The following is a 23,207-nucleotide window of genomic DNA, read 5'->3' on the forward strand; positions in this document are numbered from 1 at the left end:
TGATGCCGGGCGAGCGGCCGACCGGGGCACGGCGCGCGCGTCGTCGTGCGAGGAGCGCGGGCTTCACCGCGCTCCTCGCGCTGTGCGCCGGCGTCACCGTGACGTTCCTCGCGATCCCGCTCGTCGCGCTGTTCGCGGAGACGCCGCTGGCCGATGTGCCCGACCTGCTCGGCGATCCGGCGGTGCGCGACATCCTCGTCGTGACCGCGCGCACCAACGCGATCGCCAACGCGCTGATCCTCCTGGTCGGGACGCCGACCGCGTATCTGCTCGCGACGCGGCGCTTCCCCGGCCGGGCGGCCCTGATCACGTTGATCGAGCTGCCGCTCGTGCTGCCGCCCGCCGTCGCGGGCATCGGCCTGCTCGCGGCGTTCGGCGCGGGCGGCCTGCTCGGCGACCCGCTCGCCGACGCGGGGATCGTGCTGCCGTTCACCGAGTGGGCCGTGATCCTCGCCGTCACCTTCGTCGCCTCGCCGTTCTACCTGCGTCAGGGGATCGCGTCGTTCGAGAGCGTCGATCCGCTGCTGCCCGCCGCGGCGCGGACGCTCGGCGCCGGGCCGGCGCGCACGTTCTGGCGCGTCTCGCTGCCGCTCGCGGCCGGCGGCCTGGTCGCCGGCTGGGTGCTGACGTTCGCGCGCGGGATCGGCGAGTTCGGCGCCACGATCATGTTCGCCGGCAACGTCCGCGGCGAGACCCAGACGCTGACGCTCGGCGTCTACGAGCAGCTGGAGGCGAACTTCGATCTGGCGCTCGCGATCGGCGTCCTGCTCGTGCTGCTCAGCGCCGCCGTCCTGATCATCTACAAGCTCGTCTCCTCATGGCGATCCTCCACCTCGACCTCGCCGTCGATCTTCGCTCCTTCCGCCTCGCGCTCGAGCTGACCGTCGAGCGCGAGACGCTCGCGCTCGTCGGCCCCTCCGGCGCCGGCAAGACGACCGTGCTGCGCGCGATCGCCGGCCTGCTCGACCCGCACGCCGGCCGCATCGCGCTCGGCGGCACGACGTGGTTCGACGCCGGCGCGCGCGTCTCGCTGCCGCCCGAGGAGCGCTCGGTCGGGCTCGTCTTCCAGGAGTACGCGCTGTTCCCGCACATGACCGTGCAGGACAACGTCGCGTTCGCCGCGCGCGGCGGGCGCACGCGCCCGGGTGAGCTGCTGGAGCGCTTCCGCATCTCCCACCTGGCCGGCGCCCGCCCGGCGACGCTGTCGGGCGGTGAGCGACAGCGGGTCGCGCTCGCCCGCGCGCTCGCGCGCGACCCGGCGGTGCTGCTGCTCGACGAGCCGCTCTCCGCGCTCGACGCGCACACGCGTGCGGTCGTGCGCGGCGAGCTGCAGGAGCTGCTCGACGAGCTGACGCTGCCGACGATCCTGATCACCCATGACTTCCGCGACGCGGCTGCGCTCGCCGACCGCGCCGGCGTCCTGGTCGACGGCCGGCTGCGCCAGCTCGACACCCTCGCCGGTCTGTCGCAGCGACCGGCCGACGCGGCGGTCGCGGCGCTGACCGGCAGCAACCTGCTGGCCGGCGACGCGACGCCGCTGCCCGGCGGCGGCGCCGAGATCCGGCTCGACGGCGGCGGCGTGCTGCGTGTCGCTCAGCCGGCACGCGGACGCGTCGGCGTCGCGATCGCGCCGTGGGACGTGCTGCTGCTGCGCGACGACGAGCCCGCCGAGCCGCTCCCGGCCAACGCCGTCCGCGGCACGATCAGCGAGCTCACGCCCGATGGCGGCCGCGTCCACGTCCGCGTCGGACCGCTCCGCTGCGAGGTCCCGCGCGAGCAGCTCGCGCGCCTCGCGCTGCGGCGCGGCGACCGCGCCGCCGCGCTCCCGCGCGCCGGCGCGATCAGCATCGTTCGCTCTAGCGGCGGACGCGAACGGTGAACGTTCTGGAGCTCGAGCCGACGCGCACGACGACGCGGTAGCTGCCGGGTCGCAGCGCTCTGCGGCCGACTCTGGTCAGCGTGCGCGTCGATCTGCCGGCCTTCGCTCTGAACGTCACCGTGCCGAGCGCTCTGCGCGCGCCTCTGCGCGTCACGGTGACGGTGACCGTCGCGGCACGGCGCAACGTCAGCGCGAGCGAGACGCGTCGGGCGCCGCCTCTCACGGCCGCGGCGCGCAGCGGCGCAGGACCGGTCGCTCTTCTGTCTCTGGCCGGCGGTGCGGCGCCCGGGCCGCCGGGGCCGGGACCCGGGGCCGGTCTCGGCGCGGCGGCGCGGTCGACCGATTCGCAGGCCTGGAAGCCGTCCTGGCCGACCGTGTCGACGGCGTCGACCTGGGCGCTGTCGGCGCCGGAGCCGCAGTTGAGCGAGTCCGCCTCGTTGTCGCGGGCGAACAGCTGGTCGTTGCCGGCGGAGCAGCCGTAGGCGGAGCAGTTGGCGTAGTCGCCGTAGAGGCTGTCGAGCCCGGCGCCGCCCTCGACGCGGTCGTCGCCGTCCCCGCCGTAGAGCGTGTCGTTGCCGGCGTCGCCGAACAGCTGGTCGGCGCCGGAGCTGCCGGACAGCTCGTCGTTGCCGCCGCCGCCGCGGGCGACGTCGTCGCCGAGGCTGCCGTCGAAGACGTCGTTGCCCGCCGTGCCGGCGTACGTGTCGTTGCCGGGGCTGCCGACGACCTTCTCGAGGTCGGAGCGGTGGTTGTCGCCTTCGCCGGGGTTGCCGTCGTTCGCGACGTCGTCGAGCGAGATCGCGACGCCCTCCGCGTGCTCGAGCAGCTGAAGCTCGTCGAAGCCCGGGCCGCCGCGGAGGTCGTCGGCACCGGGATCGGCATCGCCCCCGCCCAGGCGGTCGTTGCCCGCGCCGGCGTCCTCCAGGTCGTTGCCGCCGCCGCCGCGCAGGACGTCGTCGCCGTCGCCGCCGAGCAGCTGGTCGTTGCCGTCCGCGCCCTCGAGCCGGTCGTTGCCGGTTCCGCCGGTCAGCACGTCGTCGTTCCCGCCCCCGAACAGCTGGTCGTTGCCGCCGCCGCCGTCGAACTGGTCGGGGCCGGAGCCGCCGACGAACCAGTCGTCCGCGCTGCCCCCGGTGACCGTCGCGAGCTGGTCGGGCGGGCAGCCGTCCGGCCGCGAGAAGTCGCCGACGCCCTCGCCGAGGTTGGCGGCGATCGACGGGATGCAGACGTTCTCCATCGTCAGTCTGTCGACGCCGGCGCCGAAGCTGGCGACGAGCGCGGTGGTCGCGCCCGGGCAGTGGAAGTAGGACCCGAGCACCGGGATGATCTCCTGGACGCAGCTGCTCGCGTTCGTCACGCCGGTGGAGTTGCGGACCGTGACGGTGCCTCTGAGCTGGTCGAAGCCGACGTACGTGATGTTGTCGCCCGTGCCGGCGATCCCGATCGTGGTGCCGGTGTAGGTCAGCGTGATCGCCGCGGAGGCGGTGGCAGGCGCGAGAACGAGCGCGGCCAGCACGACCAGCGCCCCGAGGAGTGAGCGGAACATGGCGCGATCGTAGGTCCGGCCGGCGCCCGCCCGCATCCGTGCAACTACGGAAGTCGCGCCCGTTCGTGCTCGCCCGCCGTCGTCCTGTCGGCGATGATGCGCGGGTGCACGAGGACGGTGCGATCGACTGGACCGGTTACGTGCCGGCGTCCCACGCCGCGCCGCACGTCGAGTGGATCTGGTCCGCGCGCGGCCGTGCCGGCGACCTCCCCACGCACCGTGTCCTGCCCGACGCCTGCGCCGACGTGATCGTCGTCGGCGACGGCGCCGCCTTCGTCGTCGGCCCGCTGCGCGCGGCGCGTGTCGTCGACCTGCCGGCGAACGGCGCGCTGACCGCGGGGATGCGGCTGCGGCCGGGCGCCGCGCGCATGGTCCTCGGCGTCCCGGTCGGAGAGCTGCTCGACGGGCGGGTGCCGCTCGCCGACGTCGCTCCCGCGCTGGCGCGCCGCTTCGAGCTCGCGCGCGAGCGCGCGGCGTGCGGCGGCGCTGCGTCGCACGCCGCCACGCGGGCGCTCGAGGAGGCGATCGCCCTCCACGTGGGCGGAAGCGCACCCGATCCGCAGATCGCGGCGCTGGTCGCGACGCTCTGGCGAGACGGCGGACAGCGCGTGCCCCAGCTGGCGCGGTCGGTCGGCCTCAGCGAGCGTCAGCTGCGCCGGCGCTGCGGCGAGCTGTGCGGCCACGCGCCCGCCGAGCTTGCGCGCGTGATGCGGCTGCGGCGCCTGCTGCGCCTAGCCGCCGCGCGCCCGCACGACGGGCTCGCGTCGCTCGCCGCCGCGGCCGGCTGGCACGACCAGCAGCACATGACGCGCGACGTGCGCCGGCTGACGGGTCTGACGCCCACGCGGCTGCTGCGGCGAGACGGCCGATCCGTGCAAGATCGGCGCGCCGCGGGCGCCTAGCGTGCTCGCCATGAACCTCTCCTACCTCGTCATCTACGTCCCCGACGTTCCGGCGGCGCTGTCCTTCTACGAGTCCGCGTTCGGGCTCAGACGCCGCTTCCTGCATGAGAGCCAGCAGTTCGGCGAGCTCGACACGGGCACGACCGCGCTCGCCTTCACCAGTCATGCGCTCGCGGCCGACGCCGTCCCGCTCAGATACCGCCCGCTGCGACCAGCCGACGAAGCAGCTGGCTTCGAGCTGACGCTGACGACGGACGACGTCGCGGCCGCCTTCGACCACGCCGTCGCGGCCGGCGCCTCCGGGGTCGCCGTTCCGCAAGAGACGCCGTGGGGCCAGACGGTCGCGTACGTCCGCGACCACGTCGGCACTGCGGTCGGACTCGCGACGCCGATGGCCTGACGCGTCGTGGACGGCGCCGATCGCGCAGGAATCGAGAAGCGCCCGGCCGAGGGTGCGGCTAGCGTGCCGCGCCATGATCCTCTCACTCGACACACCATGACCTTCTCCGAGCAGGAGCGCGCGGCGATGAAGGAGCGCGCCGCCGAGCTGAGAAAGGAGGCGAGCAGCGGACGTGGCAACAAGGCAGCGGCCGCGGAGCTCGACGTGCTTTCGAAGATCGCGGAGATGGCGGCTCCCGACCGCGCGGTGGCGGAGCGCATCCACGCCATCGTCACCGCCACGGCCCCGGAGCTGTCGCCCAAGCTGTGGTACGGGCAGCCGGCCTACGCCAGGAAGGGAAGAGTCGTCTGCTTCTTTCGCAGCGGCCACGCCGACAGAGAGCGCTACTCGACCTTCGGGTTCACCCCTGAGGCGAAGCTCGACGACGACAGCGGCCTGTGGCCCAGCTCGTACGCCGTGACCGAGCTGAGCGACAAGGCCGTGAAGACGATCACGACGCTCGTCAAGCAGGCGGTGAGATGACACGCGTGCCCGCCGTCGTGCGCTACCTGTCGGGCTAGCGATCGTGCCGCGCGCGCCCGGTCAGGCGGACGATCGGGTACGCGCGGTCAGACTTGGCCTGGTACTTGGCGATGCGCGGCTGGGACTCGGCGATCATCGCCCACGCCTCGTCGCGCTCGGCCCCGGTCAGCGTCTCGGACGTGACGGAGCAGGGCTGCGCGCCGGGCAGCTCGATCGAGGCTCGCTCGGGATTGGCGACGAGGTTGACGTACCAGCCGGGGTTCCGGGAGCCGCCGCCGGACGCGACGCTGATCCAGGCGCCGTCTCCGTCGCCGAACCACGCCAGCGGCGTCGCGCGTGGCTCCCCGGTGCGCTTTCCGACGGTGTTGAGGACCAGGATGTCCATCCCCATGAAGGTGTTCTTGCCCTTGCGTGCCTTGCGGACGACCCGTGCGTTCGCCTTCTTCTGCATCCAGATCGAGAACGCTCCGGGCGTCTTCGCCTTGCGCGCCTCCTGCTTCTGAGCCATCACGCTTCCTTCCGTTCGTTCCGACCGGCCTCGGCTGAGGCCTGACTGCAACGGTAGGTCGGCACGGCCCGTCTGGCTTCTTCGTTCCTGACCAGGTCGGCTTGGCCCGGCCGCGGCTCAGCGCGTGGCGCGTGACGATCAGTCGAGCGCGCCGATCGTTCTCAGCGCCCGTTCGAGCACGTCCTCGCGGCTGCGCGTGCCGTGGTCGGCAGCGATGAAGTGGTTGGCGATCCACAGTGAGTAGGCGATGATGCAGCGGGCCTCGACGTCGTCCTCGTCGGCGCAGATCGCGCCGAAGAGCGAGCGCAGGAAGTCCATCCGCCGGTTGTCGACACGCCGGAGGCGCTCGGCGACCATCGGGTCGCGCCGCGACCAGTCGCGAATCGCGAGATCGAGGCTGAGCGCTCCGTCCGTGGACGTGGACGCGGGCAGCGGCGCGAACAGGCGCCGCAGGCGGGCCCTGGCGTCGCCGCCCACGGCCTCGACGCGCTCGATCACCTCGTCGACGCTCGTGCGCTCCCACGTGTCGAGCATCGCCTCGAGCAATGCGCGCCGGTCCTCGAAGTGACCGTAGAAACCGCCCCGGGTGACGCCGAGCGCCTTCGCCAGCAGCTCGATCCGGACCGCGTCCGGACCGCCGGCCGCGAGCGTCCGCAGCCCTTCGTCGATCCATCTGCTTCGCGGCGTGCGAGTCGGCGGCGCCATGCTAGCCTCGAAATATACACTTCTGTATGTATTGGAAGGCGGTCCCGCATGAGGCTTCCGATCAGCGCGCACACCTCCAGGCCCTGGCGGATCCACGAGATCACCCGCGACTTTCGCTTGGAGGACGTGTGGGCATTGCCGACGCCCGGCGGTCCGGACGATCTCGCGAGGCTGGTGCGGCAGTTCGCCGCGGGCGAAACGTCGAGCAACCCGTCCCGCGTCGCCCGCGCGCTCTTCGCGATCCGCTGGAAGCTCGGGAGGCTGTTCGGCTGGGATCGCGACGACGCCGGCGTCGGCTCGCGGGTGCCGACGCTGCGCGACCGGCTGCCGCCGGATCTGCGCGACGGCCCAGCCGGGCCGGAGTTCGCCACGCTGCCGTTCAGATCGCTGTACCTGCTTGACGACGAGTGGGCGGCGGAGATGGCCAACCGCACCGTGCACGCCGTCCTGCACATCGGCTGGGTCGAGGACGCGGCCGGCGGCTTCCGTGGCCAGATGGGCGTCTACGTCAAGCCGAACGGCCTGTTCGGGACGGCGTACATGGCGGCGATCATGCCGTTCCGGTACCTGATCGTGTACCCGCCGCTGATGCGTGAGATCGGACGGGACTGGCAGGCGGGTCTCGACGCCGCGGCGTCAGCTGAGCGTCAGAGACCGCCGCGGACCGCGAAGTAGAACGCGACGAGCCGTTCGAGCAGCGTCGTCGCAGCGTCGTCGTCCGCGGGGTCGAGGTCGATCACCCAGTCGGCGACGATGTCGAAGAGGCCGCCGACCGCGCCTATCGCGATCCCCGGAGCGACCTGCTCGCCGGGGCGGTAGCGCTGCCAGATCTCGGCGAGGAACCCGGCTGCCCAGCGGCGGTTCGTGCGCCGCTGGCGCTCGACGGTCGGGCTGGTCGCGCTGCCCTCGCCGAACAGCACCTTGGCGTAGCGCGGGTCGGTCGCGAAGGTGCCCGCGAACGCCTCCAGCAAGAGGCGCGAGCCGGCCGCCTCGTCGTCAGGCGCTGCGGCGAAGGCGCGGCCCATCACCGCTTTGATCTCGGCGGTGACCTCGTTCATCAGCGCGACGTAGCACTGCTCGCGGCTGTCGAACTGCTCGTAGAAGCTCTTCGTGCTGACGTAGGCGGCCTGGCACAGCTGTTCGATCGACACCTCGCCGAAGCCGCGCGCGGCGAACAGCTCGAGTGCGGCGTCGAGCAGCGCACGGCGGCGCTGCTCGCGGCGCTCGTCGGCGGTGAGGCCGCGGATGCGGCGGGACCCGGGCGGCTGGCGGGTCGAGGACACCGCCGCACCATAGACCAGACAGAGGCGCGATCGGCCCACCGCGGGTCATTCGGAAAAGAAATCTTGTTTTAAACCGGTCAACGTGTTTGAATCCGGTTCGTCGACGTCCGCGGGCTCGTCTCAACCGTCAGTCGTCATCTATGGAGGAGGGTTTCTCGTGCGCAGTTCCTCGCTGTCGCGCCGCTTGCTGGCGGCGTTCGCCGCCGTGCTCACCGCGGTCGTCCTCGCAGTCCCCACCGCCGCTTCGGCGGCGCCCAGCAGAGGCTGGAACGACTGGTCGTGCAGACCCAGCCCGGCTCATCCCGAGCCCGTCGTACTCGGCCACGGCCTGTTCGCCAACGGCATCGACAACTTCCTCGTGCTCGCGCCGGCGCTGAAGCTCGCCGGCTACTGCGTCTACTCGACCACCTACGGCGGCACCACGTTCGCCGGCGACCTGATCGGCGGCGTCGGCGACATGAGAGACAGCGCGGCCGACTTCGGCGCGTTCGTCGACAGAGTCCTCGGCTCCACGGGCGCCGCGCAGGTCAACGTCGCCGGCCATTCGGAGGGCACGACGGTGCCCGCCTACTACGCCAAGGTGCTCGGCGGCGCGCCGAAGATCAAGCGCTTCGTCGGCTTCGGCTCCAACTACGAGGGCACATCGCTGCTCGGCATCGGCACGCTTGCCAGAGCGCTCGGCCTGCAACCGCTGCTCGACGGCGTCGGCTGCAGAGCGTGCTCGCAGTTCCTGCCCGGCTCCACGTTCCTGAACGAGCTGAACGCCGACGGCACCGCCGCGGCGCCCGGTCCGATCTACACGAACATCGTCACGAAGTACGACCTCGTCGTCACGCCGTACACGAGCGGCTTCCTCGATGCGCCGAACGCGACCAACATCGTGCTGCAGCGCTCCTGCCCGCTCGACTTCAGCGGCCACGTCGGTCTCGCGGTCGACCCGAACGTCGTCAGCCTCGTGATCAACAAGCTCGATCCGGCGAACGCGCCGAGACCGATCTGCGTGCCGTACTGGGCGCTCGGCGCCTGACGGGCGCCGAACGGACGACCGGCGCCGGCCGTCGCGGACAGCCGCGGCCGGCGCCGCCGGCCGCCGCCGGCAGCAGCGTCATGGACGGGCCGCCGGGTGCGCCTCAGCGCACGAGACGGATCGTGCGCGCGACGGTCTGCGACTCCCCGGACGGCAGGCGGACCGTGAGCGTCAGCCGCAGCGCCACGGCCTTGCGCCGCGTCAGCGCTCTCGCGGCTGTCGCGACGGCGCGCCGCGACGGCTTCAGGCGCAGGACGACCGGCCCCCGCCTCGCGTGCGTGCGGCGCACGTGCGCGAAGACGCCCGACGGGCCGCGGAGCTCGACGGCGACCCGCGAGCGGTCGGCGCCGAGCGTGAGCGGGATCGCGACGCCGCGTTCGCGCGCCCGCGTGAGCCGCACGCGCGCAGGCGCGACCAGCCGCTCGACCAGCCGCGGCGTGGGCGCGGCGGCGGGCGGCTTCGTCGCGGGCGACTGCCCGATCGGCGGGGCGACCGGCGTCGTCGGCGTGGAAGGGGTGGTCGGCGTCGTCGGGGTGGTCGGGGTCGGCGGCTCCGGCTCCGGCGGCTCCGGCGGCGGGACGTAGGTGACCGTCACCGACCGCTCCTCGCGCGGCCCGAAGGGGCTCGCGACGACGGCCTCGATCGTGTTCGCGCCGGCTCTGAGCGGGAACTCGGCGCTCCAGCGCCCGTCGTCGCCGACGGTCACCGGCTCGCCTCCGACGCGCAGGGCGACAGGACCGGCGCCGTCGAAGGCGCTGCCGGTCAGCGTCGCCGTCTCGGCGTCGGTCGTGGCGCCGTCCAGCGGGCCGTCGATCTCGACGCCGACGTCGTAGGCGTCGCGCGCCGCCGCGGCGGCGGCCTCGATCGCGGTGCCGTCGGCCAGGTCGAGCGTCATGCCGAGGCCGGCGACGGTGCCGTCCGCTGGCACCGTGCGGACGTAGCGCTGCATCAGTCTGCCGCCGGCGAGCAGCTGCTCGCTCGGCGCCGGCGTCGCGGTCACCGCGACCGCGGGCCGCGAGAGGTCCGCGCCGTCGCGGGTCAGCACGGAGTAGCGCCCGGAGGCGGCGGAGATCGTCTCGTCCGCGGCGCGCTGCGTCCACGCGCTCTCGTCGCCGAAGCGGTACTCGCGCGTGGCGTAGGAGCCGGTGCGGGTCGCGAGCACGACGCGCACCTCGTGCGGTCTCGCGTCGCTGCTCTCGAACAGCAGCGCCCGCGTGACGTGCCGCCCCGACGGCGAGACCTGTGTGCGCACGACGGCGGTCACGCCGGTGCCGGCGAGCGGGCCGCACTCGGCGACGGTGGCCGGCATCGCATCGGTGCCCGTGCAGCGAGCGGTCGCGCCGCGCTCGGTGACGACGAACGAGCCGTCGGCGGCGACCGACCGTTCGACGGTCACCCGCGGCGCGCCGTCGACCGCCCCGACGGTCGCGGAGGCGAGCCCCGCCGTGAACGCCGGCCGGCCGTCGACCACGAGGTTCGGCTCGCTGCCGATCGAGCTGCCCCAGGCCAGCTCGGCGCCGCACGACAGCCATCTGGAGCTGAGTCTGAACTGCTCGTCGACGGTGCGCAGTGTGACGCCGCAGTCGGAGCCGAGCGCGCGCACGGCGGCTTCGCCGGCGAGCCCGCCGGCGGTCGCCGAGTACCACGTCGCCCCGCCTCCCGCGTCGTCGGAGCTGACCCGCAGCCGCCGCACGCGGGGACCCGGGAGCGCGCCGACGTTCTCCCTCGCCTCCGAGAAGCCGGCAGGGACCGCTGCCAGCCGGCACTGCGAGGTCGCCGTCCAGATCGCGGGCAGCGTCGCGTCGGCGACCGTCCACGCGCCGTCGGCGACCGGCACCGCCTCGGCGGCGCTGCCACCGAGGCGTCTGAAGCTCGAGCGCGTGACGCAGCCGACGAAGACGCTGGCGGTGAGCGCGTCGGCCGTGCCCGAGACCGTGACGGTCGCGGCTCTGCCGTCGGGCGCGTCGATCGCGGTCGTGCCGTCGCCCGGCGACGTCACGCGCGGGTGGTCGACCTGGTCGAGGGTCACGCCCGCGCTGGTCTGATCCGGCACCGCGAGGTGGGCCGTGATCGTCGTCGTCCCGCGCGTGCCCGCCGCGGTCACCGTCGCCGAGTAGGTGCCGTCGCCGTTGTCGGACGTCGCGCCGATCTGCGGCTGCGGAGCGGTGCTGGAGAAGGTGACCTCGCCGCCCGTGACCGGCGCGCCGGCCGCGTCGCGGACGACGGTCGTCACGGTCGTCGTCGAGCCGCCGTCGGCGTAGACCGCCGGCGCCGCGAGCGCCGGTCTGTCGACCGTCGCCGGCGCGCCGACCTCCCACGACAGCGTGACCTTCGGGCTGCCGGTCGCGTCGGTGCTCGCGATGCCGCCGGCCGGCACGAGGTTCGAGCCGCCGCCACCACCGCCGGCGTAGTAGTTGGCGCTGCCGCCACCGCCGCCGCCGTAGCGGCCGCCGCCGCCTCCGCCGCCGCCCTGGAGGCCGCCGCCCTGCCCGGTCCCGCCCGTCCCGCCGACGGCGAGCGCGCCGGGCTCGGCAAACCACGGCGTCCATGACCCGCCCGTGTCGCCGGTCGTGCCGGCGCCGCCGCCGGCGCTGTCGGTGCCCGCCCCGCCGCCGCCGGCCGTGCCGCGGTTCGTCAGCACCGCCGTGGCGCCGGGCGATCCCGCGGCGCCGCCTGCTGCGCTCTGGTCGTTGACGAAGTGGGCGCCGCCGCCACCGCCGCCACCGCCCCCGGCGACGAGCAGGCGCCCGAGCGGATCGTCGGCGACGCACGCCGCGCCGGGCTCGCAGACGCGCACGTCTGAGGCCCCGCCGCCCGAGCCGCCGCGGTAGGCGCACCAGTTGCTCCCGCCGTTGGCTCCGCCGTTCCAGCCGCCGCTCTCGGGGCAGCCGGCGCTGGGGCCGTTGCCGCCGACCGCGATCCAGAGGCGATCGCCGGGCGCGACGGCGAGCGTGCCGCCGACGCGTGCGCCGAAGCCGCCCGCGGCGCCTCCACCGCCGCTGCCGCCTTTGGCGCCGACCGCGACCACGTCGAGCGAGGTGACGCCCGCCGGCACGTCGAACGTTCGCGCGCTCGCCGTCGGCGAGAAGCTGCGCGACATCGTCACCGCGCCGGCCGAGGAGGCGGTGGCGAGGGCGAGGCAGGCGATCGAGACGAGGACAGCGCAGAGACGCAGTGAACGAGGTGGCATGCAGCGGGCCTTCCCTGGCGGTGACGGGCGGGGAGTCGGAGGACGTGTCACCGGAGAAGATCGGCAGGCGAACCGCGAAAGACATCGCTCACTTGACGATCTTTGACGAGCGACGTCGTCGGCACGAGTCTCGTATCTTTGACCGATGCCGCCGTGGACCGAGGACGAGCTGCGGATGCGTGCGCGCTGGCTGCTGCACAGCTACCGGCAGTGGGCGGGGGAGGATCTGCTCGCGCTCGCGAGCGACGACGACGACGCCCTCCGGGCCCGGGCGCTGTTCGACGCGCCGTTCGCGGTCCTGGCGCACGACACGCGGCCCGATCCGATGTGCATCTACGCCAACGCCGCAGCGCTCGCGGCGTTCGAGCTGGGCCTCGCGGACGCGCCGGCCTTCGCGACGAGCCGGACCGTCGAGCCCGCCGCTCGCGACGAGCGCCGCGCCGCGCTGGCCCGCGCGGAGGAGGCCGGGCTGCTGCGCGGCTACAGCGGCGTGCGCGTCTCGACCACGGGGCGCAGCTTCCGGATCCACGACGGCCGGATCTGGACCGTGCTGGACGACAACGGCCGTCGCGTCGGTCAGGCCGCGACGTTCCGGTCCGGCCCTGGCTGAGCTAGCCGGCCTCGAACCGGCACGGGAAGGCCGCGGTGACGACGAGGCCGCCGCCGTCGCGCGGCACGATCGTCAGCGTCCCGTCGTGCACGGCCGCGATCTGCGCGACCAGTGCCAGCCCGAGTCCGTAGCCGCGTTCCCCGTCCACGCCTGCGGTGCGGCCCGCGCCGCGCAGGAACGGCTCGACCAGGCGGGCGGCGGTCGCTGTGGTGTAGACGGGTCCGGTGTTCTGCACCTGCATGACCACGCTGGAGGCCGCAGTGTCGGTGTGCGTCGTGATGCGCGCCTCGCCGGCGGGATGGTTGTGTCGGGTCGCGTTCTGGAGGAGGTTCGTCACGAGCTGCGTGAGCAGCGTGGCGTCGCCGACGGTCGGCGCGGCGTTCAGCTCCGCGCGCAGCACGACCTGACGGCGGTCGGCCTCGTCGTGCTGATCCTTCAGCGCGGCGCGGGCGATCGCCGCCAGGTCGACGGGCTCCGAGACGGCCGTCACGGCGTTGGCGTCGGCGAGGCGCAGCAGCGCCTCGGTCAGTCCGATCGCGCGGGCGTTGGTGATCTGCAGGCGTTCGAGCAGTTCCGGGTCGTAGCGCTGCTCGGGGTCGCTTTGCGCGACGTCGAGCATCGTGGCGGTGACGGTGAGCGGCGTGCGCAGCTCGTGGGAGGCGTTGGCGGCGAACCGCTCCTGCGTCATGAACGCGTCGTGCAGGCGGTCGAGCATGTGGTCGAAGCTGTCGGCGAGCTGTCCGAACTCGTCCGCTCGGCCCGCCAGGCGGATCCGGTGGTCCAGCCGCCCGGTCGCCGCGATTCGCGCGGCGTCGTTGATGTCCCGCAGCGGTCGCAGGATCCACCCCGCGAGCAGCCAGCCCCCGCCGAGCCCGACGACGGCCAGCGCTCCGATGATCACGGCGGACGCTCTGACGACCGCCTTCAGGATCTCGCGCTGCGATCCGATCGCGCCCGCGATCTCCCGCGGGGTGCCGGTCACCCCCGCATAGTTGGGGACGTAGCGCAGCACCACGTAGATCCCGATCAGCGAGCCCGCGCCGGCGAGGACGAGGAACGCGGCGTAGCTCAGCGTCAGACGCAGCCGCGCGCTCATCTGCCGGCGGCGGCGGACCTGCGGCGCGGCCTCAGCCACCATCGTCGTCCTCCGGCAGACCGAGGCGGTAGCCGACCCCGGTCACCGTGACGATCAGGTCCGGCGGGCCGAGCGCTCTGCGGAGGGTCGACATCGTGACCCGCGGGGCGCTGCTGAACGGGTCGGCGTTCTCGTCCCACACCTTCGCCAGCATCGTCTCCGCGCTCACCACCCCGCCGTCCGCGCGGATCAGCAGGTCGAGCACCGCGAACTGCTTGCGCGTCAGCTTCAGGTAGCGGCCGGCGCGGTAGGCCTCGCGACGGAACGGGTCGACCTGGAGGTCGGCGAACTCCATCACCGGCGGCGCGATCGCGGGCGGACGACGCGCCAGCGACCGCAGCCGCACGATCAGCTCCTCCAACGCGAACGGCTTGGTCAGGTAGTCGTCCGCGCCGAGCTCGAAGCCGCCGACCTTGTCCGACAGCCGCGCCGCCGCGGTCAGCATCAGGATCCGCACCGCGGGATGCTCGCGAGCCAGGATCGCGGCGATCTCGTCTCCGTGCGTGCCGGGGACGTCGCGGTCCAGCACGACCGTGTCGTAGTCGGTGACGCGGATCCGCCGCAGCGCCTCGTCGCCGTCGAGCGCGATGTCGGCCGCTATCGCCTCACGTCGCAGCGCCGTCTGGAGCGCCTCCGCCAGGAAGCGCTCGTCCTCGACGATCAGCACCCGCACGACATGCTCCGGACAGCGTTCAACACGGCGCTCAGTGTAGGCAGGGCCGATGTTGCGGAAATGTCTGGAAATCCGCGAAGGCGGCGAGCGAGCTGACGGTCACGCAACATCGCGCTTCCTACGGTGCGCCGATGAAAACTCGAACCGATGCAAGGCGGGTCCTCGCCGGCGTGCTGATGTCGATGGGAGCGATGTCGTTCGCGGTCGAGCCTCCGTCCGCGGACGCGATCGTCGCGGGCGTCCCGGCGCAGGCGACCGAGGGGTACAACGCGTCGTTCCAGCGGCTCGAGTCGCCGCGAGACGATCGGCACGTGTGCGGTGCGACGTTGATCGCTCCGCGCTGGGCGATCACGGCCGGTCACTGCACGAACTGGGTGGACGGCAAGGGCAACATCTCGGGGAAGGGCACGGTCCGTGCCGCGCTGACGGGGAGTCCGGTCGGGTGGCGCCTTCGCCTCGGGTCGCTGAACGCCTCGTCGGGAGGCCGGCTCGTCACGGTGGAGCAGTTCGTGCGGAAGTCCCGGAGACTCTCTTCGGCGGCGGACCTCGCGCTGCTGCGGCTGGCGCGGCCGGTCGGCGCGACGCCGGCACCGCTCGCCACCCGGCGGCCGGAGCCCGGCACGCAGGCGCTGATCCTCGGCTGGGGATACACCGGCGCCAAGGGCGGGTGGGGCGACTTCGCGAACGCCGCCAGCTACCCGCGCGCGCTGCGCGAGGCACGGACGAGCGTGTGGCCGGGGAGGACCTGCGGACTCGAGCCGCAGGAGTCGGGGCTCTGTGTCGGTGGGGAGCGCGGCCGGCCCGCCCCGGAGAACATGGACTCCGGCGGTCCGGTGCTTGCCGAGCAGCCGGGCAGGGGCGTCGTCCTGGCCGGCACGGTCAACGGGGGCAACTACACCGGTCGTCCTGGGCCGGCGGTGTACACCGACATCAGCGCGCAGCTGAAGTGGATTCGCTCCTACACCTCCGGACAGCGGACGATTCCCCGCGATCGACCGGTCGAAGGACCCGGCCTCGCCGGCACCGCCGTCGTCGATCGCTGCTCCGCGGCGGTGATACGCGTCCAGTCGAGCCAGCCGGCGGACCACGCGCTGCTGTTGACCAACGGCCACTGCGCCGAACGTCGCCCTCCGCGAGGGAAGGCACTCGGCGCGCGAAAGGTCCAGAGCATCGTGACGATCAACGGGGCCGCCGGAAACGCGATCGTGCGCACGTCCACCACCCGGCTGCTGTACGCCACGATGACGGGCACCGACGTCGCCGTGTACCGACTCGCCAGCACCTACGCGCAGCTCGCCGAGTCCGGAGTGCGGGTGCTGTCGCTGTCGGAGCGCGGTCCCGCGGCCGGAGATCGCCTGTCGCTGCTGTCGGGCACCTACCAGACGACGTTCTCCTGCCGGGTGGATGCGATCGTCCCGACGCTGCGCGAGGGCGGCTACGAGCAACGGGACGCGATCCGCTACGGGCGCAGCGCCTCGTGCGAGCCCGAGCCGGGCACCTCCGGATCGCCGCTCCTGGACGCTCGCACCGGCGACGTCGTCGCGATCCACAACACCCACAACGTCGGAGACAGGCGACGGTGCAGCGTCGACAACCCCTGCGAGGTCGATCCGAGCGGGAAGACGACGGCGGTCAAGCGGCGCGGCTACGCCCAGCAGACCGCCGGGCTCGCGACGTGCATCGTCCCCGGATCGCGCCTCGACCTCTCGAACCCCGGCTGTCAGCTCACGAAGCCGGCCGAGAGGGTCTCGACGGACTGACGCGATCGAGCGCCGCTCGGCGCCGTCGCCGGTCAGCGCGTGAGCGTGACGCTCAGCGTCGTGCGGCGGCCGCCGGCGGTGACCTCGACCGTGGCGGGCAGGCCGCGTCTGCTGCGGCGCAGCGCTCTGCGGCCCGCCGGTGCGAGGCGGACGCCGACCGTCGCGCTGCGGCCCGCGGCGATGCGGAAGCGGGCGCCGCCGTAGACGACCGCGCGGCGTCTTCTGCCGGCGCCGCCGGCGCCGCCGGCGTCGCGTGGCAGCAGTCGCAGGCTGCCGGAGCAGGTCGCTCTCAGCAGGCAGCGCAGGCGCAGCCCGGCGACGCCGTCGCGAACGGGCGCGGTGCGCGAGAGGGCGCCGAGCGGCGCGGGGGCCGGGAGCGGTCTGGGCGCGGGTCTCGGCGTCTGCGGCGGAGTCCCACCGCCGCCGCCCGTGCCGCCACCGCCACCCGTGCCACCGCCGCCCGCGCCGCCGCCGGCCCCGCCACCACCGCCGGTGCCGCCGCCGGCCCCCGGCAGGCATGCGGTCGTCGGGTCGGCGGGTGCGACCGGGCGGAGGTTGCTGCCGGTCATCGGCACGCCGCACCAGTCGTATTGCAGCAGGACCTCGTAGCCGTCCATGATCCCGACGTCGGTGTTCGACGCGCTGAGCGCAAGCGCCGGGTGCAGGAACGCCGCCTGCGCCTGGTTGGCCGGCGAGCCGAACAGGAACCCGTGCGCGCCGCGGTCGTTGACCGGCAGCGAGCCGGGACCGACCGCGGCGATCGCGAGGATGTCGTTGTACTGCGAGCCGGACACGTCGCCGACGCCTGAGCCGGCGGGCAGGTTGACCGCGAACTCGCTGACCTGGTCCGGGAGCGGCTGCACGGGCGGCGAGACCTGCTTCGTCGTGCAGCACAGTCCGCCGCCCGACCCGAGCACCGCGAACTGCAGCTGCGCGGGCGCGGCGCCGCTGCGCACGCGCACTCTCGTGACCGCGCCCGCGCCGCGCGGCACGTACGTGTTCGCGACGACCTGTCCCGTCGGGCCGTACTGCGACGACCACCACATGCACGTCGTCTGGCCGGTCGGGATGAACTGTATGGAGCCCGCGCTGAGGCCGATGTACGGGCGCGCCGCGCACTGGTTCGCGCCGCCGGGCAGCACGAGGTTCGCCGGCGCCTGCAGGCCGCTGCCGTTCGTCGCGAGCACGGCCGGCTCAGCCAGCGCGACGCCCGCCGGCAGCAGCGCGAGCGCGGCCGCGAGCGCCGTGGGGAGTGCGCACAGGCGGCGTCGGCGGGTCGGCATCGCGCCGACCATACTCAGCCGCCGTCGCGCTCACGAGAGCGGCTCGGCGCCGTCTACGTGGGACCCACGTATCGCCGGCCGCCGCACGCCGACGGCGGCCCACGCGGTCGCGGCCGCCTCCGAGGCGGTCCGCACCCCGAGCTTCGCGTAGACGTTCTGGAGGTGCTTCTCGACCGTCCGCGGCGAGATCCCCATCAGCCGCGCGGCGTCCGGGCCGCGCCGCCCGAGCGCGATCCAGCGCAGCGCCTCCGCCTCGCGCGGCGTCAGGCCGAGTCCCTCCAGCGCGGGGCGGCCGAGCCCGCCGAGCCCGTCCTCGAAGACGAGCAGCGTCATCCCCTCGCCGCCGGCCTCCGGCAGCACGCGCACCGTCACCGGCTCGCCCTCGCCGAGCGTCAGCACGAGCGGCTCGGCGGCGGGCGTGCCGTGCGCGCGCCGCTGCGCGAGCGCCTCGCGCAGCGCCTGCGGCAGCCGCCCCTCGGCCGCTGCTCGTCGAGGCGCGTGCGCAGCAGCTCGCGCGCGGCCGGCGTCGCCATCGCCACGCGACCGTGCCCGTCGGCGAGGATCAGCGGCGCGGTGACGGCGTCGAGCCCGGCCTCGAGCGCGACGAGCGCGGCCGTGCGCACGCTCGACAGCTCCGCCGCGCGGTAGGCCTGGATCAGGTGCGGGCGCGCCGCGCCCAGCAGCGCGCACTCGGCGTCGCTGAAGTCCTCGGCGTCGCGCACGAGCGCCATCCCGACGACGACCGGCGGGCGCGAGGGCAGCGTGAACGCGACCTGGGTCTCGCAGCCGACCTCGCGGTAGAACTCGCGGTAGAGCGCGAGCTGGTGATATTCCTCACGGCTGAGGAAGTCCGATATGCGGCGCGGCCGCCCGTCGCCGGTGCGGCGGGTGTAGGCGAGGATCGGGTTCTCGTGCGCGAGCGCGCGGAAGCGCTCGGCCGCCGCCGGCTCGATGTCGACGAACGGTTCGCTGATCCACCACGTCTGATCGGGCGGATCGCCGAACTCGTTGTAGGAGACGCGGTTCGCCGGCACCGCCTCGCGCAGCAGCGGCAGGATGCCGGCGCGGAACTCGTCCAGGCCGTCGAACGCGTACGCGTTTCCGACCAGGTCGATCAGCCGCCGTGCGGCGGACTGGCGGGCGCGGCTCGACACAAGACGGAAATCTAGTGCCCGCGCCCGCCGCCCGCGGAAGGCCTGCGCCCAGCTAATCCCACCAGCGCGACGGGGAGGCCGCCGTCAAGACCTCGTGACCGGTCTCCGTGACGACCACGTTGTGCTCGAAGAACGCGCCGCCGAGCATCGTCTCGACCGCGATCACCATGTTCGGCTCGACGACCGTGGGATCGTCTGCGATCAGCTGCGGGTACTCGACGCCGAGACCGAGGCCGTGGCCGAACGAGGGATAGACGTCGGAGTGGCCGCCGCCGCCCTCGGCGTCGGCGGCGCGGAAGCCGTTCTCGACGAGCCAGCGCAGGCCGCGCTCGTGCAGGTCGCCGAAGGTCACGCCGGGCCGGATCTCCGCGACGATCGACTCGATCAGGTCGATCGAGCCCTCCAGGACCTCCAGCTGCTCGCCGGTCGGCTTGCGCCCGACGACGGTCGATCGACCGAAGTCGGTGTAGTAGCCGTCCCGCGCCGGGCCCCAGAGGTCGACGTGGACCATGTCGCCGCGCACCAGCGCGCGGTCGCTGTTCCAGTGCGGGATGCCGGAGCTTCCCCAGATCTGCTCCGCGTTCGGCCCTGAGGAGATGATGACGTCGTACGGTTCGCCGCCCGCGGCGCTGAGATAGCGCAGCCCCTCGCCGACGATCTCGCCCTCGGTCCGCCCTTCCCGGATCGCGTTCATCGTCGTCGCGACCCACTCGATCCCGACCCCGGCGGCGTCGCGCATCAGCGCCAGCTCCGCCGGGCTCTTGATCGCCCGCATCGTCTCGAGCACCTCGTCGCACGGCTCCAGCACGGCGCCCCTGTCCAGGTTCGCGACGAGCGCGTGGTAGGAGCTCGCCAGCATCGTCTCGTGCGCGACGAGGCCGATCCGCCCGCTGGCGAGGCCCTTCTCCGCGAGCACTCTCGCGACCTCCTGCGGCAGGTGCGTCGCGGCCCGCGCGTCCGCGACGGCGATCCGCTCGTCGGTGTCGGCGAGCGTCGTGGTCAGCAGCACGGGCTCGCCGTCGGCGGGCACGATCAGCGCGCAGAAGCTCGACGAGTGCAGCGCGCCCGAGCGCGGCAGCTGGCACACCATCGCGTGGTGGTTGGCGAGGTAGAACACGTCCCCGTACCACGCGGTCGGCAGGCCGGCGGACCACACGACGATCGCCGAGTATCCGCGGTCCCGCGCGGCCTCGGCGACGCGGCGCTGCCGCGCCTCGAACTCGTCCCTGCTGATGCCTGGTGCCGCCATGTGCCTCCCATCGGTTCGTCGCGAGATTATCTGCGGGCGCCGACCTGGGAGGGACACCGACCGGCACCCAAATCTCGCGTTGCTTTTGGTCGCAGAGACAAGTGCGCATCACTCACGGTGAGTCCACAATCGGCCCATGCCGACCGCGAGTGCGCGGACGGCGCCTCACGACAGAGGAGAGAGACGATGGGTGGGCGAATGAGCACCGTCCTCAGGCTCGCGGGCGTTGCCGTGGCGTTGTGCGCCGCGCTGGGCGTCGCCGCGTGCGGCAGCAGCAGAAGCGCCGGGTCTGACGATGACGTGACGAAGGTCAGCTTCCTGTACGCGGGACCGATGCACGACGACGGTTACAACCAGGGCTACTTCGAGACCGGCGAGGCGATCAAGAAGAGACTCGGCGACAAGGTCGAGGTGACAAACGCCGACAACGTCCCGTACACCGACCAGGTGGGGAAGGTCGCCTCGCAGCTCGTCGCCACCGGCACCGACGTGATCGTCGACACCGGCGGCTACGGCGAGGCGCTCGACGACGTCTGTCGCAGACAGAGAGCGGTGACGTGCCTGATCCCGCTGCCGCAGGGCGAGCTGACGGACAACATGGTCGGCTTCTACCAGGAGTGGTGGAAGCAGGAGTACGTGCTCGGCGCAGCGGCCGGTCTGATGACGAGAGCCGACGTCGTCGGTGCCGTCAACCCCCTCACCATCCCGCTCACCAACTCGTACATGAATTCGTTCCTGCTCGGCTGTCAGGCGACCAACCCTGACTGCAAGATGCGGACGGTCACGATCAATTCCTACTACGACCCGTCGGCTTCGACGCAGGCGGCGAACACGCTTGCCAACGCCGGCGCCGACGTGCTGACCGGATGGGTCAACGACTCCACCCCGTGCCAGGTCGCGCAGAAGCGGGGCCTCCGCGCGGTGGGGCAGTACTACGACTACGCCAGAGCGTGTCCGGAGGCGATGATCGGGACGGCCGTGTGGGGCGGTGACCCGGAGTACGACCAGTGGTTCGTCGACCAGGTCGCGGCCGTGCACGACGGGAGATTCGAGGGCGGAGACGTCCACGTGATCAGATTCGGCGACGGCGCGAACCTGTCGAGATGGGGCAACAGCGTCCCGCAGGACGTGCGCAAGAAGGCCGACCAGATCGCGCGCGACCTGGAGAGCGGCAAGCTCGATCCGTTCAAGGGCCCGATGACCGACAACCAGGGCAAGCAGCGGGTCCCGGCGGGTGAGCAGCTCACCGAGGACTTCCTCGTCTCCGGTTGGGACTGGCGGCTGAACGGCATGATCGGCGGATGACGCCCGTGTCAGTCCAGCCGGCCGGCGGGCGCCGGTGGCAGCTGCAGCGCCGCTCCGAGCCCGGGAACGTCCAGCGTTTCCGGCTCGGCGCCGTGCTGATCGGCCTGGTCCTCGTCATCGTCGCCGGCGCATTCGCCGTCGACGGCGCCCCGAACGACTACTTCCTGACGCTGTGGAACGGGACGTTCGGCAGCACGATCGGCCTCGACGCGATCCTGCTCCAGATGCTGCCGTTCCTGCTCCTGGGGCTGGCCGTCGCGCTGCCGTACCGGCTCGGGCTGTGGAACGTGGGCGGCGACGGGCAGCTGCTGATGGGCGCGTGGGCCGCGACGGGCATCGCGTTCGTGCTCTCGTCATGGCCGGGCTGGGCACTGCTCCCGGCGATGTTCGTCGCCGGCGCGGTCGTCGGCGCGCTGTGGATCCTCGTGCCCGCGCTGGCGCGCACGCGGCTGGGTGTCAGCGAGATCGCCTCGACGCTGATGCTGAACTTCGTCGCCGTCTTCTGGATGACCTACTGGGCGACGAAGCCGTGGGGCGAGAACCTCTCCGCCGGGGGCATCAAGTCGGAGCCGATCCCGGCGCAGGTGATGGTCGGGTACGTCACGCTCGGCCAGATCAGCGTGCCGATCACCCTGCTCGGCGCCATCGCCCTCGCGCTCGGCCTGTGGGTCTGGAGCAAGAAGTCGCGCTTCGCCTACGAGGTCGAGATCGTCGGCTCCAACCCCGAAGCCGCGAGATACGCCGGCATGCCGGTCAACCGCCGGATCGTGCAGATGATGCTGATCGGCGGCGCGATCGCCGGTCTCGCCGGCGCGATGGAGCTCGTGAACGTGACGCACCGCTACGGCAGCTCCCTCACCAACAACTACGGCTACAGCGCGTTCGTGATCGCCGTCCTGGCCGCGGGCCGGGAGGCGGGCGTCCTGCTGCTGGCGCTGCTGCTGGCGGCGATGGGCGTCGCGACCAACGCGCTGCTCGTGTTCGGCGTCTCGTCGGACCTGCTGTTCGCGACGTTCGGCCTGATCCTGCTGCTGGGCGCGCTCGGCGACGGGCTCGCGCGCTTCCAGCTCGTGCGCGTTCCAGCACGCTCGGCCGGCCGCGCGGACGCCGCGGTGACACAGGAGACATCATGACCGACACCCTGCTGGAGAGCTCGCTGCAGACGGCGTTCATCACCGCGACGCCGATCCTGCTGGCCGCGACCGGCGAGCTGCTCGCCGAGAAGTCCGGCATCTACAACATCGGCATCGAGGGGATCATGCTGCTCGGCGCCCTCGCGGGCTTCGTCGCCGGCTACGAGACGGGCAGCTTCGTCGCGGCGATGTGCGCGGGCGCGGCCGTCGGAGCGCTTGCCGCGGCGGTCTTCGCCGTCGTCAGCATCGTCCTCGGCGGCGAGCTCGTGATCGCCGGCCTCGGGCTCGTCTTCGGCGCGCTCGGACTCACCGGTGCGCTCGGCGTCGACTACGTCCAGCAATCCGCCGGGGTGAGCGTCCCCGTGATCGACGTGCCGGGCGCCGCGAGCCTCCCGGTGATCGGACCCGCGCTCTTCAACCAGCCGGTGATGGTCTACCTCGCGTTCGGCCTGCCGCTGCTCGTCGGCCTGATGCTCAAGCGCTCCCAACACGGCCTGAACCTGCGCGCGACGGGCGAGGATCCCGAGGTCGCCGACGCGCTCGGCGTCGACGTCACGCGCATGCGCGTGCTCTACGCGCTCGTCGGCGGCGCGCTGGCGGGCGTGGGCGGCGCGTTCCTGTCCGTCGGCGTGGTCGGGACGTGGATCAGCAACATCAGCGGCGGGCAGGGATGGACCGCGTTCGCGATCGTGATCTTCGCTGGTTGGCGGCCGTCGCTGCTGCTCGTCGGCGCGCTCCTCTTCGGCGGGCTCGGCACGCTCGGCAACGTCGGCCAGGCGCTCGGCTGGGACGTCCCGTCCCAGGTCTTCTCGGCGCTCCCGTTCGCCGGCACGTTGCTCGTCCTGCTCCTGGCGGCGGGGATCCGTGCCCGCACCACGTCCAGCCCGCCATGGCCCTCGGCGCTCGGCAGACCCTTCTTCCGGGGCGCCTCATAGGGCACTCT

23 protein-coding genes are annotated in these 23,207 nt (G+C 73.2%); 12 read left to right on the forward strand and 11 right to left on the reverse strand.

What is annotated here, in order from left to right; genetic code table 11:
* The first annotated feature begins 2 nt into the window (after nt 1–2).
* Together CWOE_RS02535 and CWOE_RS02540 are read left to right on the forward strand one after the other, a co-directional pair.
* On the forward strand, nt 3–881 hold the full coding sequence (locus CWOE_RS02535) for an ABC transporter permease (protein ID WP_012931994.1): 879 nt from the start codon (nt 3–5) through the stop codon (nt 879–881).
* A complete protein-coding gene (locus CWOE_RS02540) occupies nt 818–1,879 on the forward strand; it encodes a sulfate/molybdate ABC transporter ATP-binding protein (protein ID WP_012931995.1) in 1,062 nt (353 codons plus the stop codon). Before CWOE_RS02535 ends, CWOE_RS02540 begins: the two co-directional genes overlap by 64 nt.
* Here the strand turns inward: CWOE_RS02540 and CWOE_RS34310 are convergent.
* Complete coding sequence (locus tag CWOE_RS34310) at nt 1,857–3,425, reverse strand: calcium-binding protein (RefSeq protein WP_160165465.1); 1,569 nt, start codon at nt 3,423–3,425, stop codon at nt 1,857–1,859. The genes CWOE_RS02540 and CWOE_RS34310 overlap by 23 nt on opposite strands.
* 104 nt (nt 3,426–3,529) lie before the next feature.
* On the opposite strand from CWOE_RS34310, the gene CWOE_RS02550 reads away from it, so the two are divergent.
* The 3 genes from CWOE_RS02550 (at nt 3,530) to CWOE_RS02560 (ending at nt 5,249) form a co-directional block, all read left to right on the forward strand.
* On the forward strand, nt 3,530–4,327 hold the full coding sequence (locus CWOE_RS02550) for a helix-turn-helix domain-containing protein (RefSeq protein ID WP_012931997.1): 798 nt from the start codon (nt 3,530–3,532) through the stop codon (nt 4,325–4,327).
* Nucleotides 4,328–4,337: 10 nt separating this feature from the next.
* Nucleotides 4,338–4,727 (forward strand): VOC family protein, encoded by a 390-nt coding sequence (locus CWOE_RS02555; protein WP_012931998.1) that lies wholly within the window; start codon nt 4,338–4,340, stop codon nt 4,725–4,727.
* A gap of 96 nt (nt 4,728–4,823) precedes the next feature.
* Nucleotides 4,824–5,249 (forward strand): DUF1801 domain-containing protein, encoded by a 426-nt coding sequence (locus tag CWOE_RS02560; protein ID WP_012931999.1) that lies wholly within the window; start codon nt 4,824–4,826, stop codon nt 5,247–5,249.
* A 34-nt stretch (nt 5,250–5,283) separates the two neighbouring features.
* Here CWOE_RS02560 and CWOE_RS02565 read toward each other — a convergent pair whose 3' ends face one another.
* Nucleotides 5,284–5,757 carry a nitroreductase/quinone reductase family protein gene (locus tag CWOE_RS02565; protein WP_012932000.1) on the reverse strand — a complete coding sequence of 158 codons (474 nt, stop codon included), beginning with the start codon at nt 5,755–5,757 and terminating at the stop codon, nt 5,284–5,286.
* 138 nt (nt 5,758–5,895) lie between these two features.
* Nucleotides 5,896–6,462: a TetR/AcrR family transcriptional regulator gene (locus CWOE_RS02570; RefSeq protein ID WP_012932001.1), complete on the reverse strand. Its 567-nt coding sequence runs from the start codon at nt 6,460–6,462 to the stop codon at nt 5,896–5,898.
* Nucleotides 6,463–6,510: 48 nt separating this feature from the next.
* Here CWOE_RS02570 and CWOE_RS02575 point away from each other — a divergent pair, with 48 nt between their 5' ends.
* Nucleotides 6,511–7,137: a DUF2867 domain-containing protein gene (locus CWOE_RS02575; RefSeq protein ID WP_012932002.1), complete on the forward strand. Its 627-nt coding sequence runs from the start codon at nt 6,511–6,513 to the stop codon at nt 7,135–7,137.
* Here the strand turns inward: CWOE_RS02575 and CWOE_RS02580 are convergent.
* The gene (locus CWOE_RS02580) at nt 7,110–7,745 is read right to left on the reverse strand and encodes a TetR/AcrR family transcriptional regulator (RefSeq protein WP_012932003.1); all 636 of its coding nucleotides are present in this window, start codon (nt 7,743–7,745) and stop codon (nt 7,110–7,112) included. The two genes, CWOE_RS02575 and CWOE_RS02580, sit on opposite strands and share 28 nt — an antisense overlap.
* A gap of 157 nt (nt 7,746–7,902) precedes the next feature.
* Here CWOE_RS02580 and CWOE_RS02585 point away from each other — a divergent pair, with 157 nt between their 5' ends.
* Nucleotides 7,903–8,772 carry an esterase/lipase family protein gene (locus CWOE_RS02585; RefSeq protein WP_012932004.1) on the forward strand — a complete coding sequence of 290 codons (870 nt, stop codon included), beginning with the start codon at nt 7,903–7,905 and terminating at the stop codon, nt 8,770–8,772.
* 103 nt (nt 8,773–8,875) lie between these two features.
* Here the strand turns inward: CWOE_RS02585 and CWOE_RS30065 are convergent, their stop codons facing one another.
* Nucleotides 8,876–11,962, reverse strand: coding sequence for an invasin domain 3-containing protein (locus CWOE_RS30065; RefSeq protein ID WP_012932005.1), 3,087 nt, complete (start codon nt 11,960–11,962; stop codon nt 8,876–8,878).
* A gap of 145 nt (nt 11,963–12,107) precedes the next feature.
* Here CWOE_RS30065 and CWOE_RS02595 point away from each other — a divergent pair, with 145 nt between their 5' ends.
* Entirely contained in the window at nt 12,108–12,572 is a 465-nt protein-coding gene (locus CWOE_RS02595; RefSeq protein ID WP_012932006.1) for an MEKHLA domain-containing protein, read from the forward strand.
* 1 nt (nt 12,573) lies between these two features.
* Here CWOE_RS02595 and CWOE_RS02600 read toward each other — a convergent pair whose 3' ends face one another.
* Together CWOE_RS02600 and CWOE_RS02605 are read right to left on the reverse strand one after the other, a co-directional pair.
* Complete coding sequence (locus CWOE_RS02600) at nt 12,574–13,710, reverse strand: sensor histidine kinase (RefSeq protein ID WP_012932007.1); 1,137 nt, start codon at nt 13,708–13,710, stop codon at nt 12,574–12,576.
* Complete coding sequence (locus CWOE_RS02605) at nt 13,700–14,380, reverse strand: response regulator transcription factor (protein WP_012932008.1); 681 nt, start codon at nt 14,378–14,380, stop codon at nt 13,700–13,702. The genes CWOE_RS02600 and CWOE_RS02605 overlap by 11 nt, the downstream gene beginning before the upstream one ends.
* Nucleotides 14,381–14,511: 131 nt before the next feature.
* Between CWOE_RS02605 and CWOE_RS02610 the strand changes: the two genes are divergently transcribed.
* On the forward strand, nt 14,512–16,140 hold the full coding sequence (locus CWOE_RS02610; protein ID WP_012932009.1) for a trypsin-like serine protease: 1,629 nt from the start codon (nt 14,512–14,514) through the stop codon (nt 16,138–16,140).
* Nucleotides 16,141–16,172: 32 nt separating this feature from the next.
* On the opposite strand, the gene CWOE_RS33765 is transcribed toward CWOE_RS02610, so the two are convergent.
* Genes CWOE_RS33765 through CWOE_RS02630 form a run of 4 tightly spaced genes read right to left on the reverse strand, consistent with a single transcriptional unit; the run spans nt 16,173 to nt 19,826 of the window.
* Nucleotides 16,173–17,423 carry a hypothetical protein gene (locus CWOE_RS33765; protein ID WP_201447127.1) on the reverse strand — a complete coding sequence of 417 codons (1,251 nt, stop codon included), beginning with the start codon at nt 17,421–17,423 and terminating at the stop codon, nt 16,173–16,175.
* Between the two features lie 30 nt (nt 17,424–17,453).
* The gene (locus CWOE_RS02620) at nt 17,454–17,822 is read right to left on the reverse strand and encodes a response regulator transcription factor (RefSeq protein WP_012932011.1); all 369 of its coding nucleotides are present in this window, start codon (nt 17,820–17,822) and stop codon (nt 17,454–17,456) included.
* On the reverse strand, nt 17,816–18,577 hold the full coding sequence (locus CWOE_RS02625) for a hypothetical protein (RefSeq protein WP_012932012.1): 762 nt from the start codon (nt 18,575–18,577) through the stop codon (nt 17,816–17,818). Before CWOE_RS02625 ends, CWOE_RS02620 begins: the two co-directional genes overlap by 7 nt.
* A 52-nt stretch (nt 18,578–18,629) precedes the next feature.
* A complete protein-coding gene (locus CWOE_RS02630; protein ID WP_012932013.1) occupies nt 18,630–19,826 on the reverse strand; it encodes a M24 family metallopeptidase in 1,197 nt (398 codons plus the stop codon).
* A gap of 198 nt (nt 19,827–20,024) precedes the next feature.
* On the opposite strand from CWOE_RS02630, the gene CWOE_RS02635 reads away from it, so the two are divergent.
* Genes CWOE_RS02635 through CWOE_RS02645 form a run of 3 tightly spaced genes read left to right on the forward strand, consistent with a single transcriptional unit; the run spans nt 20,025 to nt 23,199 of the window.
* Nucleotides 20,025–21,131: a BMP family ABC transporter substrate-binding protein gene (locus tag CWOE_RS02635; protein ID WP_041730030.1), complete on the forward strand. Its 1,107-nt coding sequence runs from the start codon at nt 20,025–20,027 to the stop codon at nt 21,129–21,131.
* A complete protein-coding gene (locus CWOE_RS02640; RefSeq protein WP_012932015.1) occupies nt 21,128–22,264 on the forward strand; it encodes an ABC transporter permease in 1,137 nt (378 codons plus the stop codon). The genes CWOE_RS02635 and CWOE_RS02640 overlap by 4 nt, the downstream gene beginning before the upstream one ends.
* Entirely contained in the window at nt 22,261–23,199 is a 939-nt protein-coding gene (locus CWOE_RS02645; protein WP_012932016.1) for an ABC transporter permease, read from the forward strand. Before CWOE_RS02640 ends, CWOE_RS02645 begins: the two co-directional genes overlap by 4 nt.
* Nucleotides 23,200–23,207 lie beyond the last annotated feature (8 nt).

The organism is Conexibacter woesei DSM 14684 (assembly GCF_000025265.1).
GTDB lineage: Bacteria > Actinomycetota > Thermoleophilia > Solirubrobacterales > Solirubrobacteraceae > Conexibacter > Conexibacter woesei.